The following is a 12,794-nucleotide window of genomic DNA, read 5'->3' on the forward strand; positions in this document are numbered from 1 at the left end:
CTCAATCAGGCTGTAGCGCCCTTGTGGCAAGCGCAAGCAGCTATCAAAATCATAGTTATTGATCGGCCAGCGCCTGCAGTAGCTCGGTCTCGATCTGGATCTGTCGCGCGTTGTTCTGCATCTCCGGGCCCTGCACCAGGAACACGTCCTCCACCCGTTCGCCCAGCGTGCTCACCTTGGCCAACTGCACGCTGAGGCCGTGGCGCGAGAGCACGCGCGCCACCAGGTACAGCAGGCCGGCACGGTCGCTGGCGGAAATGCTGATGAGCCAGCGCTGGGCCTTTTCGTCAGGGCGCAGCGTGACGCGCGGCGCGATGGGGAAGCTCTTGACGCGACGCGACACGCGCTTGCGCGTAGGCTCGGGCAGCGGCCGCGGGTCTTCGATGGCGCGCAGCAGGTCGTTCTCGACCATGTGAATGAGCTCGCGGTAGGCGCCTGGCTGGCTGGAGGCAACGACCTGGAAGGTGTCCAGCGCATGGCCGTTGTTGGCGGTGTGCACGCGCGCATCCAGGATGGAAAAGCCCGCACGGTCGAAGTAGCCGCAGATGCGCATGAACAGGTCGCTCTGGTCGGGCGCATACACCAGCACCTGCAGGCCTTCGCCCGCCAGCGACTGGCGTGCGCGCACCACCGGCTTGCCGACGCCCACGTGGCGCGAGAGGTGGCGGGTGTGCCAGGCGATGTCCGCCGCCTCGTGGCGCATGAAATAGCTCACGTCCAGCGTATCCCACAGCTTCTTGTGCGCCTCGTGGGGCTGGGAGGCCAATGCCAGCAGCACCAGCGCCTCGCGTTTGCGCGCCTCGATCTCGGCGGCGGCGTCGGGTGCGCGCCCGCCCAGGGTGCGCAGCGTCGCGTGGTACAGGTCTTCCAGCAGCTTGCCCTTCCAGGCGTTCCACACCTTGGGGCTGGTGCCGCGGATGTCGGCCACGGTGAGCAGGTACAGGGCGGTGAGGTAGCGCTCGTTGCCCACGCGGCGCGCGAAGGCGGCGATCACGTCGGGGTCGGACAGATCCTGCTTTTGCGCCACCTGGCTCATGGTGAGGTGCTCGGCCACCAGGAATTCAATGAGCCGCGCGTCCTCGCGCGTGATGCCGTGCGCCGCGTGCTGGCGGCAAAAGCGCCGCACTTCCTGCGCGCCGATCTGTGAATGGTCGCCGCCGCGCCCCTTGCCGATGTCGTGGAACAGCGCAGCGATGTAGAGAATCCACGGTTTGTCCCAGCCTGCGGCGAGCTGCGAGCACGACGGGTATTCATGCGCGTGTTCGGCCATGAAAAAGCGCCGCACGTTGCGCAACACCATCAGGATGTGCTGGTCCACCGTGTAGACATGGAACAGGTCATGCTGCATCTGCCCCACGATGCGCCGGAAGGGCCACAGGTAGCGGCCCAGCACGGAGGTCTGGTTCATGAGCCGCATGGCATGCGTGATGCCTGCGGGCTGCTGCAGGATCTGCATGAACAGCGCGCGGTTCGCGGGGTCGCGCCGGAATTCGCTGTCCATCACGCCACGCGCGTTGTAGAGCGCTCGCAGCGTGCGTGCCGACAGATCCTTGAGCCCTACGGTGGTCTCGTAGAGCAGGAAGGTTTCCAGGACGGCGTGGGGTTCTCTTTCGTACAGGTCGTCGCTGGCCACTTCGATCATGCCGGCCTTCTCGAAGAAGCGCGGGTTGATCGGACGCAGTTCATGCGTGGAGGGGTTCAGTCGCTCCTCGATGCCCAGCAGCAGGATCTGGCACAGCTGCGACACGGCCTTGGCGGCCCAGTAGTAGCGGCGCATCAGCGTCTCGCTGGCACGCATCGCCAGGCGCTGGCCGTCCGGTGCGGTGGAGCGGTAGCCGAAGGTCTCGGCCACGGCGGTCTGCAGATCGAACACCAGGCGGTCTTCGCGCCGGCCGGCCAGCGCATGCAGGCGTGCGCGGATCAGGAACAGCAACGCCTCGTTGCGCTCGATCTGCCGCACCTCGAACGGTGTGGCCAGGCCACTGGCCGCCAGCTCGCGCCAATTGCGCCCCAGGCCCGCGGCGCGCGCCACCCACTGGATGAGCTGCAGGTCGCGCAGGCCGCCAGGCGACTCCTTGCAGTTGGGCTCCAGCGCGTAGGGGGTGTTTTCGTATTTCGTATGGCGCTGGCGCATCTCCAGCGTCTTGGCGACCAGAAAGGCGCGCGGGTCCATCTGCGCGTCGTAGCGCTGGCGGAACGCATCGAACAGTGCGGCGTTGCCGCACAGCAGGCGCGCTTCCAGCAGCGATGTCTGCACCGTCACATCGGCGGCGGCCTCGCTCAGGCATTCGGCCACGCTGCGCACGCTGGACCCAACCTCCAGCCCCGCGTCCCAGCAGCTGCCGATGAAGGTCTCGATCGGCGTGCAGGGCGCCGCACCTGCATGGCCCGCGGCCACGCTCATGCCGTCCGGCAGCAGCAGCAGCACGTCCACGTCGGAATAAGGGAACAGCTGTGCGCGTCCGTAGCCCCCCACGGCGACCAGCGCCATGCCTTCAGGCAACTGCGCGCGGTCCCACAGCCGGCACAGCAGGCCGTCGGTCAGCGACGAGAGGCGATGCAGCAGGCTGCGCACGCCGCGCGTGGACGCTCCGGGCGCGCGCAGGGTCGCCAGCAGGGCGGCCTTGTCCTGGCGGTAGGCGTCGCGCAGCGCATGCAGCTGCGCGAGATCCGGTGCAGTGGCGGGGGGGCAGGGGGGGATGGAAGGCATGGAGGACGTTTAGCAAGAACCGTGCATGCCTTGCGGCGCTCTGGGCGCGGTGGCCTGGCTCAGGTCGTGGTGGCGGTGACGAAGGCCGGCAGTGCGGGGGAGCCGGCGGAGAGGGTCAGCACGTCGTAGCCGGTCTCGGTCACGAGCACGGTGTGTTCCCACTGCGCCGACAGGCTGTGGTCTTTGGTGATGATGGTCCAGCCGTCCTTGCCCAGCTCCTTGATGTCGCGCTTGCCCAGGTTGAGCATGGGCTCGATGGTGAAGGTCATGCCGGGCACCAGCTCCTCGCCCGTGCCGGGGCGGCCATAGTGCAGCACCTGCGGGTCCTCATGGAATTTCTGGCCGATGCCGTGGCCGCAAAACTCGCGCACCACCGACAGGCCGTGGCCCTCGGCGAACTTCTGGATGGCGTGGCCGATGTCGCCCAGGCGCGCGCCCGGCTTGACCTGCTGGATGCCCAGCCACATGGATTCGAACGTGAGCTGCGACAGCCGCTTGGCCGCAATGGAGCATTCGCCGATGAGGTACATGCGACTGTTGTCGCCATACCAACCGTCCTTGGTGATCACGGTGACGTCCACATTGACGATGTCGCCCTTCTTGAGCGGCTTGTCGTTGGGAATGCCGTGACAGACCACATGGTTGACCGAGGTGCACAGGTGGCCGGGGTAGGGCGGGTAGCCCGGAGGCTGGTAGCCGATGGTGGCGGACACGGTGCCCTGGGCGGCCATGCATTCCGCGCCCAGGCGGTCGATCTCTGCGGTGGTGATGCCGGGCTTGATGTGTGGGGCAATGTAGTCCAGCACTTCGGACGCCAGGCGGCAGGCCTCGCGCATGCCGGCGATGCCCTGCGCGTCTTTGATGGTGATGCTCATGGCGCAAATTATCCCATCGGCCTTTGCCCCCTGTGGGCGAGGGGCGGGCAAGGGCGGGTGCCGCGGGCTAAAATAGCGGGCTCCCACCAACACGCGCTGCCGGCGCGGCGGCCCCATTCAGCGGCTGCCTCAACCAGCGGGCGAAACGCCTCTTTCTGCCACCACACAGGCCGCTACCGTGACCTTGCACATCACCCCGCTGGAGGGCGGCAATGCCCTCAGCACCTTCCGCGCCCAGCAACTGCAACCCGCCCTGGCGGCCATTCATCCCAAGATCGACGGCATTGCGGCGCGCTTCGTGCACCTGGTGGCCGGCGACGCCGCACCCGATGCCGCCGCGCGCGAGCGCCTGGCCGCGCTGCTGACCTACGGCGACCCATACGCCGGCCCGCGGGACGGCATGGTGCTGTATGTCACTCCGCGCCTGGGCACGGTGTCGCCCTGGGCGTCCAAGGCCACGGACATCGCCCACAACTGCGGCCTGGCGGTGCGCCGCATCGAGCGCATCACCGAATACCGCATCAGCCTCAAGGGGGGGCTGCTGGGTGGCAAGCCCGAGTTGAGCACCGAGCAGCTGCAGCAGGTTGCAGCGCTCTTGCACGACCGCATGACGGAATCGGTGGTCACCACGCTGGACGAGGCGCAGCGCCTGTTCACCGAGCTGCAGGCCGAGCCCATGGCCTTCGTGGACGTGCTGCAGGGCGGGCGTGCGGCGCTGGAGGCTGCGAACAAGGCCTGGGGCCTGGCCCTGGCCGACGACGAGATCGACTACCTGGTCAACGCCTTCACGGGCCTGGCGCGCAACCCCACCGACGTGGAGTTGATGATGTTCGCCCAGGCCAACAGCGAGCACTGCCGCCACAAGATCTTCAACGCGCAGTTCACCATCGACGGCGTGGCGCAGGACAAGAGCCTGTTCGGCATGATCCGCAACACCGAAGCCGTGTCGCCCCAGCATACCGTGGTGGCCTATGCCGACAACGCCTCCATCATGGAAGGCAGTCAGGTCGAGCAATTCATCGCCAAATTCGAGTCTTTCGCCCAACAGGTAAGCGCTCCAAGCTATCAAAAGCGTAGTGCAACCCACCATGTTCTGATGAAGGTGGAAACGCACAACCACCCGACGGCCATCTCGCCGTTCCCCGGTGCCGCCACCGGTGCGGGGGGCGAGATCCGCGACGAGGGCGCTACCGGCCGCGGCTCCAAGCCCAAGGCGGGCCTGACGGGCTTCACCGTGTCCAAGCTCTGGGGCAGCGAGGTGGGCAAGCCCGAGCACATCGCCAGCCCCCTGCAGATCATGACCGAGGGGCCGCTGGGCGGCGCCGCGTTCAACAACGAGTTCGGCCGGCCCAACCTGACGGGCTACTTCCGCGAATACGAGCAGGTGGTCGGAACGGGCGAGGGCGCCATCATCCGCGGCTACCACAAGCCCATCATGATCGCGGGCGGCCTGGGCACGATCGACGCGCGGCTCACCCAAAAAATCCTGTTCCCCGCCGGCACGCTGCTGATCCAGCTGGGCGGCCCCGGCATGCGCATCGGCATGGGCGGCGGCGCCGCCAGCTCCATGGCCACGGGCACCAACGCGGCGGAGCTGGACTTCGACTCCGTGCAGCGCGGCAACCCCGAGATCGAGCGTCGTGCGCAGGAGGTCATCAACCACTGCTGGGCGCAGGGGGCGGACAACCCCATCCTGGCCATCCATGACGTGGGCGCGGGCGGCCTGTCGAACGCCTTCCCCGAGCTGACGAATGACGCGGGCCGCGGCGCGCGCTTCGACCTGCGCGCCGTGCCGCTGGAGGAGTCCGGCCTGGCGCCCAAGGAAATCTGGTCCAACGAGAGCCAGGAGCGCTATGTGCTGGCCATCGCGCCCGAGTCGCTGGCGCAGTTCACGGCCTTCTGCGAGCGCGAGCGCTGCCCGTTTGCCGTGATCGGCACGGCCACCGAGGAGCGCCAACTGGTGCTGGAAGACACGGCGGTCACGTCGGGCGACCAGAAATTTCCTGTGGACATGCCCATGGACGTGCTGCTGGGCAAGCCGCCCAAGATGCACCGCGATGTGACCAGCGTGCAGCGCAGCTTCGCGCCGCTGAACGTGGACGGCCTGCCGCTGGAGAAGGCCGTGATCGAGGTGCTGGCCCACCCCACGGTGGCCTCCAAGCGCTTTCTCATCACCATCGGCGACCGCGCCGTGGGCGGCCTGACCCACCGCGACCAGATGGTGGGCCCCTGGCAGGTGCCCGTGGCCGACGCGGCCGTGACGCTGGCCGACTTCCGTGGCTTTGCCGGCGAGGCCATGGCCATGGGCGAACGCACGCCGCTGGCGGCGCTCAATGCGCCTGCGTCGGGCCGCATGGCGGTGGCGGAGAGCATCACCAACCTGTTGGCGGCACCCATCGAACTGCCGCGCGTGAAGCTGTCGGCCAACTGGATGGCGGCCTGCGGCGAGCCCGGAGAAGACGCCGCGCTGTACGAGACCGTGAAGGCCGTGGGCATGGAGCTGTGCCCGCAGCTGGGCATCTCCATCCCCGTGGGCAAGGACAGCCTGTCCATGCGCACCCAGTGGAGCGAGGGCGGCGAGACCAAGAAGGTCACCTCGCCCGTCAGCCTCATCATCACCGCGTTCGCCACGCTGGCCGACGTGCGCGGCACGCTCACGCCGCAGCTCGACGCCAAGGAAGAGGACACGACCCTCGTGCTGATCGACCTGGGCCGCGGCAAGATGCGCATGGGCGGCTCCATCCTCGGGCAGGTGCTGAACCAGACCGGCGACGAGACGCCCGACCTGGACGACGCCAAGGACCTGATCGCCCTGGTGGACGCCGTGAACGCGCTGCGCGCTAAAGGAGCGATCCTCGCCTACCACGACCGGGGCGACGGCGGCCTGCTGGCTACCGTGGCCGAGATGGCCTTTGCCGGTCAGGTGGGCGTGGCGCTGAACGTGGACATGCTCATCACCGAGGGCGACGGCATCACCGACGGCCGCATGGACAGCGGCGAGGGCAAGAACTGGGGCGCCCAGATCAGCGGCCGGCGCGAGGAGCGCACGCTGCGCGCGCTGTTCAACGAGGAACTGGGCGTGGTGCTGCAGGTGAGGACCAGCGAGCGCAACGAGGTCATGCAGACGCTGCGCGCGCACGGCCTGTCCACCTGCAGCCACTTCGTGGGCAAGACGCGCCCGCTGTCCTCGCCCATCGATGCGGGCAAGGGCGAGTTGCAGGTGTGGCGCGATGCCAAGGCCGTGTTCAGCGCCAGCCTGCCGGACCTGCACCAGGTATGGGACGCGGTGAGCTGGAAGATCTGCCAGCAGCGTGACAATCCCGCCTGCGCTGACAGCGAGCACGCCGCGGCCGGCGATCCCGCAGACCCCGGCATGCACGTGCAGCTCACGTTCGACCCATTGGACAACGTGGCCGCGCCGTACATCGCCACTGGCGCGCGCCCGCGTGTGGCGGTGCTGCGCGAGCAGGGCGTGAACTCGCACGTGGAAATGGCCTACACCTTCACCGAGGCGGGCTTCGAGGCGTTCGACGTGCACATGACCGACCTGCAGACCGGCCGTGCCGACCTGGCGCAGTTTGCTGGCGTGGTGGCCTGCGGCGGCTTCAGCTACGGCGACACGCTGGGCGCGGGCATCGGCTGGGCGCGCTCCATCACGTTCAACGAGCGCCTGTCGGCCCAGTTCCAGCAGTTCTTCGCGCGTGGCGATACCTTCGCCCTGGGCGTGTGCAACGGCTGCCAGATGTTTGCCGAACTGGCCGACATCATCCCTGGCGCGCAGGACTGGCCGCGCTTCACCACCAACCAGAGCCACCGCTTCGAGGCGCGCCTGTCGATGGTCGAAGTGCTGGAATCGCCCAGCATCTTCCTTCAGGGCATGGCCGGCAGCCGCCTGCCGATCGCCGTCGCGCACGGCGAGGGCTATGCCAACTTCCAGTACCGTGGCAATGCCGACAAGGTGGTGCGTGCCATGCGCTTCGTGGACAACCATGGCCAGCCGACCGAGCGCTACCCGTTCAATCCCAATGGCAGCGCCGGCGGGCTCACGGCCGTGACGACGGCGGACGGACGCTTCACGGCCATGATGCCGCACCCCGAGCGTGTGTTCCGCAACATCCAGATGAGCTGGACCGATCTGGCCGCCACGGGGGGCAAGGACGCGTTCAGCCCCTGGATGCGCGTGTGGCGCAACGCACGCAAGTGGGTGGGGTGATCGGCGCCGCGGCGCGCGGCTAGCAGCCGCCGCGCGCCTGGCACTCGGGCACGATGCGCCCGTGCGAGTCGCGCCACTGCAGGGTCGGGCCGCCGGAAGACGGCGCCGCCGGCGCGGGTGGCTGCGGCGGCCGGTACGGATCGTGCAGCACGGTGGATGAGCCCACGCCGGCTCCGACGTGTGCGCCGCCCATGGGAACCGAGGCACCCACGCCCACGCCGCCAGTCACCTGGCCGCTTGGGTGCACTCCCACTCCGACGCCCACCGGCCCCACGCCGGTGCCCACCCCGGCCGATACGCCGCCCGAACCCACGCCGACGCCCACGCTGAACGGCCCCACCGGCACACCCACGCCCAGGCGCGCCGACGGGCCGGCGCAGGCGGACAGCACCAGCGCGGCCAGCGCGGCGGCGGTGCGCACGGGGCGCGAGGACGCAGTGCGAGAGGGCATGCCGCCATGGTACGCCTGCCCACCGTATTGCAAAAACAATAGCTGTCAGCGCTTGTCCCACATGCGTTAGGGGTGTTTTCATTCAGAATGGCGGCTTCTTGAAAGGAACTCACCCATGGCCGGCGCCAGCCTTCTGACCCTGCTTGACGACATCGCCACCATCCTGGACGACGTGGCCCTCATGACCAAGGTGGCCGCCAAGAAAAGCGCCGCCATGGCCGACGACGTGTCCGTCATGACCAAAGTGGCGGCGCAAAAGACCGCAGGGGTGCTGGGCGACGACCTGGCGCTCAATGCCCAGCAGGTCACGGGCGTGCGGGCAGAGCGCGAGATCCCCGTCGTGTGGGGCGTGGCCCGCGGATCCCTGGTGAACAAGGCCATCCTCGTGCCGGCGGCGCTGCTCATCAGCGCGTTCGCGCCGTGGGCCGTGACGCCGCTGCTCATGGTGGGCGGGGCCTTCCTGTGCTTCGAAGGCTGCGAAAAGCTCGCGCACAAGCTTTTGCACACGCCCGAGGAAGATGCCGTGCAACACGCGATCCATGCGCAGGCCAACGCCAATCCCAATGTGGACCTGGCGCGGGTGGAGAAGGACAAGATCAAGGCGGCCGTGCGCACCGACTTCATCCTCTCTGCCGAAATCATCGCCATCACCCTGGGCGCCGTCGCGGGCGCGCCTTTTGCGCAGCAAGTGGCGGTACTGGCGGGCATTGCCGTCCTGATGACGGTGGGGGTCTATGGCCTCGTGGCGGGCATCGTGAAGCTGGACGACCTGGGCCTGTGGCTCAGCCGCCAGGCCAGCAACGCGGCACAGGCCCTGGGCCGCGGCATCGTCGCGGCCGCTCCCTGGCTCATGAAGACGCTGTCGGTGGTCGGCACCGCAGCCATGTTCCTCGTCGGCGGGGGCATCCTGGTGCATGGCGTGCCGGCGCTGCACCATGCCGTCGAGGGCGTGGGCGCGGCGGTGCAGGGTTGGCCGCTGGGCGGACTGTGGTCGGTGCTGGTGACCAACCTGCTCAATGCCATGGTGGGCTTGGTGGCGGGCGCCGTGGTGCTGGCGGGGTGGACGCTGGTGGGACGGCTGCGCGGCAAGGCGGCTGCCAATGGCACGCATTGAGTGAGGCCATATGCCGCCGTTTGTGACGGAATAGACACATACGAATATACACACAGATTCTGGGTTTGATCTGCGGCAATATTGACCATATTACTCGTGGGCTTAATACGTGCACGGGGGTCGTCCCCGGTCAACCCAACGTATCGAGTCAACATGAAAAAGAATCTTCTGGCCCTGGCCGTTCTGTGTGCGATGACCTCCGGCGCTGCCTTCGCGCAGCAGGTTGCGGAAGGTTCCTGGCTGGTGCGTGCACGCGCGGTGCATCTGGACAGCGCCAACAACGGTGCCGCCGGCGACGCGGGCGTGAGCATCAACGACAAGTGGATTCCTGAAGTCGACGTCTCGTACTTCTTCACGCCCAACCTCGCTGCCGAACTGGTCCTGACCTACCCGCAAAAGCACGACGTGCGCCTGAACGGCGACAAGATCGGCTCGCTCAAGCACCTGCCGCCCTCGCTGCTGCTGCAGTACCACTTCACGAACTTCGGCGCGTTCAAGCCGTACGTGGGCGCTGGTGTCAACTACACGCGCTTTTCCAGCGTGAAGCTGCCCGCGGGCCTGGACGTGAAGCGCAACAGCTGGGGCGGTGCCCTGCAAGTGGGCTTCGACTATGCGCTGGACAAGAACTGGTCCCTGAACGTGGACGTGAAGAAGGTGTACATCGACACCGACGTGCGCGGCGTGGGCACTTTCAAGGTCGACCCGGTGCTGTTCGGCGTGGGCGTGGGCTACCGCTTCTAAGCACGCAAGTTCCGTTCTTCATGGTGGGGTGGGCCGGCGCATGCGCCGGCCCTTTTTTTATCCTCGGCGGACGGTAAATCGATGCTCTCATTGAAGGAGCTATTTGCGCTTGATGGGCAAGCGCTTCCGCCCGATTTGATCCTTTATTGGCAGGGCGGCGAAAAAGCCAACCACAGCGGGCAATCCGGCACAAGAGGTGCACTGTGGATTGCCCTGCAGATCGCGCGTGCGTCCTACCTGAAGAGGTGTCGTTGGATTGCAGGGGCGCGTTGGCAGGTGGCCTACGCTGCAGCGCTATGTCTGCAGTTTCTCCCCTTGCTCGGCTTGACGGCGTCCTTCACCACCTCGGCCTGGCACCGCCGCAGCCGCCCGCGGATGTGGGCGACGAACGCGACGAGATCCTGGCCGGCCTGTTGCAGCCGCAGGCGGCGCTCTCACCCAAGTATTTCTACGACCAGCGGGGCTCGGAACTCTTCGAGGCCATCACCCGACTGCCCGAGTACTACCCCACGCGTACCGAGCGTGCCTTGCTGCGGCGCCACGGGCACGCCATTGCCCAGGCCGTAGGCCCGGCGCGTGTGGTGATCGAGCCCGGGGCGGGCAATTGCGACAAGGCGCGCGAGCTCTGCGCGCTGGTGCGGGCCACGCACTTCGTGGGCGTGGACATCTCCGCCGACTACCTGCGGGATGCCATCGCGCGCCTGCGCGTGGCACTGCCGGGCCTGCATGCCCGCGCCGTGGGCGCGGACATCACCCGGGGTGTGCACCTGCCGCCGGACGTTCCCGGCGCGCGCCGCCTCGTCTTCTACCCCGGCTCGTCCATCGGCAACTTCGACCCACCCCAGGCACTGGCCCTGCTGCGGCACATGCGCGAACTGGCGCTGGACGATGGCGGCCTGCTGATCGGGTTCGACCTGCCCAAGGACGTGGCCGTGCTGGAGGCCGCGTACGACGACGCCGCCGGCGTGACCGCGGCCTTCAACCGCAACGCGCTGGCCCACGTGAACCGCCTGGTCGGCAGCGACTTCGTGCCCGCGCAGTGGCGCCACCGCGCCTTCTTCAACCCCCATGCCTCGCGCATCGAAATGCACCTGGAGGCCGCGGGGCCGCAGCGCGTGCGCTGGCCGGGCGGCGGGCGCGACTTTGCGGCGGACGAGCGCATCCATACCGAGAACAGCTACAAGTACCCGCTGCCGGATTTCACCGCGTTGCTGCATGAAGCGGGTTTCACGCGCACGCAGGCCTGGACGGACGATCGCGGCTGGTTCGCCATGGTGCATGCCCAGGCGTGATGCCGCCAGGGGATACCACATGCGCTTGCCACCCTCGACTCCCACGCTGCCGTCGTCGCCGCAGCAGTCGCAGCCCTCGATGGCGCTGCGCTACGCCGTGGTGCGCGCGGCCACCGAGGCGCTGGCGCGGCCCCTCTCGGCCGAGGACTGCTGCGCCCAGTCCATGCCCGACGCCAGCCCCGTCAAATGGCACCTGGCACACACGAGCTGGTTCTTCGAGACCTTCGTCCTGGAGGCGCACGAGAGCGGCTTCCGAGCATTCGATCCGGCGTTCCGCGTGCTGTTCAACTCGTACTACCACGGCGTGGGGCGGCAGCACCCGCGCCCGCAGCGTGGCTTGATCACGCGGCCCGACCTGGCCACCGTGCGGGCCTACCGCGCCGACGTGGATGCGCGCATGCAGCAGCTCCTGTCGCAGCCCGAAGTTCCGGGTGACGTGCTGGCGCTGGTGGAACTGGGCCTGCAGCATGAGCAGCAGCACCAGGAGCTGATCCTCACCGACGTCAAGCACCTGCTCTGGTGCAACCCGCTGTGGCCGGCCTACCAGGGCACAGCCGCGGCCGTGGTGGCGGAAGCCATTGCGGCACAAGACACCGCGTGGCGGCGCCTGGAAGGCGGCCTGGCGCAGATCGGCCACGATGGCGAGGGCTTCGCCTTCGACAACGAGACGCCGCGCCACACCGTCTTCCTGCAACCCTTCGAGATCGCCACCCGACCGGTGACCAACGCGCAGTACCTGGCTTTCGTGCAGGCCGGCGGCTACCGCGAGCCGGCCCACTGGTTGGCCGAGGGCTGGGACTGGCGGCGTGCGCAAGGGCTGGAGCACCCCATCTACTGGTGCGGTGATGGGGAGTGCGGCCAAGGTGGCGGGCCGGGCGGCTGGAGCGAATTCACGCTGACAGGCGAGCGCCCGCTGCATCCTGCGCAACCGGTGGTGCACCTGTCCTACTACGAGGCCGATGCCTTTGCCCGCTGGGCCGGCGCGCGCCTGCCCACGGAAGCCGAGTGGGAGGTGGCCGCGGCGGCCTGTGCCGGGCCCGCGGGCTGCGTGGGCCATCCCGCTGATGCCGATGTCTTGGACGACGGCGGCCGGCTGCATCCCCGCCCCGCGGCGCCGGCGGTCGGCGCTGATCCCTTCCAGCCGATGGGCGGCGAGGTCTGGGAATGGACGCAGTCCAGCTACGCCCCGTACCCCGGCTACGCGCCCGCGCCCGGCGCCGTGGGCGAGTACAACGGCAAGTTCATGGTGAACCAGTACGTGCTGCGCGGCGGCTCCTGCGCCACGCCGCCTGGCCATGTGCGCGCGAGCTACCGCAACTTCTTTCCCGCCACGGCGCGCTGGCAGTTCACGGGCCTGCGGCTGGCACGCGATGCCCGCTGAGCAGTGGGTATGCTCCT

The 12,794-nt window shown here is 68.3% G+C and carries 8 protein-coding genes; 5 read left to right on the forward strand and 3 right to left on the reverse strand.

The genetic code is table 11. From position 1 onward, the window contains the following. Positions 1-55: 55 nt before the first annotated feature. Together HND92_RS08635 and map are read right to left on the reverse strand one after the other, a co-directional pair. On the reverse strand, positions 56-2,710 hold the full coding sequence (locus HND92_RS08635) for a [protein-PII] uridylyltransferase (RefSeq protein ID WP_172206742.1): 2,655 nt from the start codon (positions 2,708-2,710) through the stop codon (positions 56-58). Positions 2,711-2,769: 59 nt separating this feature from the next. Then, the gene (map, locus tag HND92_RS08640; RefSeq protein ID WP_011805500.1) at positions 2,770-3,585 is read right to left on the reverse strand and encodes a type I methionyl aminopeptidase; all 816 of its coding nucleotides are present in this window, start codon (positions 3,583-3,585) and stop codon (positions 2,770-2,772) included. A gap of 178 nt (positions 3,586-3,763) precedes the next feature. Between map and purL the strand changes: the two genes are divergently transcribed. Continuing rightward, on the forward strand, positions 3,764-7,798 hold the full coding sequence (purL, locus tag HND92_RS08645) for a phosphoribosylformylglycinamidine synthase (protein ID WP_172206743.1): 4,035 nt from the start codon (positions 3,764-3,766) through the stop codon (positions 7,796-7,798). A 19-nt stretch (positions 7,799-7,817) separates the two neighbouring features. On the opposite strand, the gene HND92_RS08650 is transcribed toward purL, so the two are convergent. Then, positions 7,818-8,249 carry a hypothetical protein gene (locus tag HND92_RS08650; protein ID WP_172206744.1) on the reverse strand — a complete coding sequence of 144 codons (432 nt, stop codon included), beginning with the start codon at positions 8,247-8,249 and terminating at the stop codon, positions 7,818-7,820. A 115-nt stretch (positions 8,250-8,364) separates the two neighbouring features. On the opposite strand from HND92_RS08650, the gene HND92_RS08655 reads away from it, so the two are divergent. From HND92_RS08655 to egtB, 4 genes are all read left to right on the forward strand, one after another. After that, complete coding sequence (locus tag HND92_RS08655) at positions 8,365-9,363, forward strand: DUF808 domain-containing protein (protein WP_172206745.1); 999 nt, start codon at positions 8,365-8,367, stop codon at positions 9,361-9,363. 153 nt (positions 9,364-9,516) lie between these two features. Continuing rightward, complete coding sequence (locus tag HND92_RS08660) at positions 9,517-10,104, forward strand: OmpW family protein (RefSeq protein WP_011805496.1); 588 nt, start codon at positions 9,517-9,519, stop codon at positions 10,102-10,104. A 296-nt stretch (positions 10,105-10,400) separates the two neighbouring features. Then, a complete protein-coding gene (gene egtD, locus HND92_RS08665) occupies positions 10,401-11,396 on the forward strand; it encodes an L-histidine N(alpha)-methyltransferase (protein ID WP_172206746.1) in 996 nt (331 codons plus the stop codon). A gap of 19 nt (positions 11,397-11,415) precedes the next feature. After that, positions 11,416-12,777 (forward strand): ergothioneine biosynthesis protein EgtB, encoded by a 1,362-nt coding sequence (gene egtB / locus HND92_RS08670; protein ID WP_172206747.1) that lies wholly within the window; start codon positions 11,416-11,418, stop codon positions 12,775-12,777. Positions 12,778-12,794 lie beyond the last annotated feature (17 nt).

It is taken from the genome of Diaphorobacter sp. JS3050 (genome assembly GCF_013154915.1).
Classification (GTDB): Bacteria; Pseudomonadota; Gammaproteobacteria; order Burkholderiales; family Burkholderiaceae_C; genus Diaphorobacter; species Diaphorobacter nitroreducens.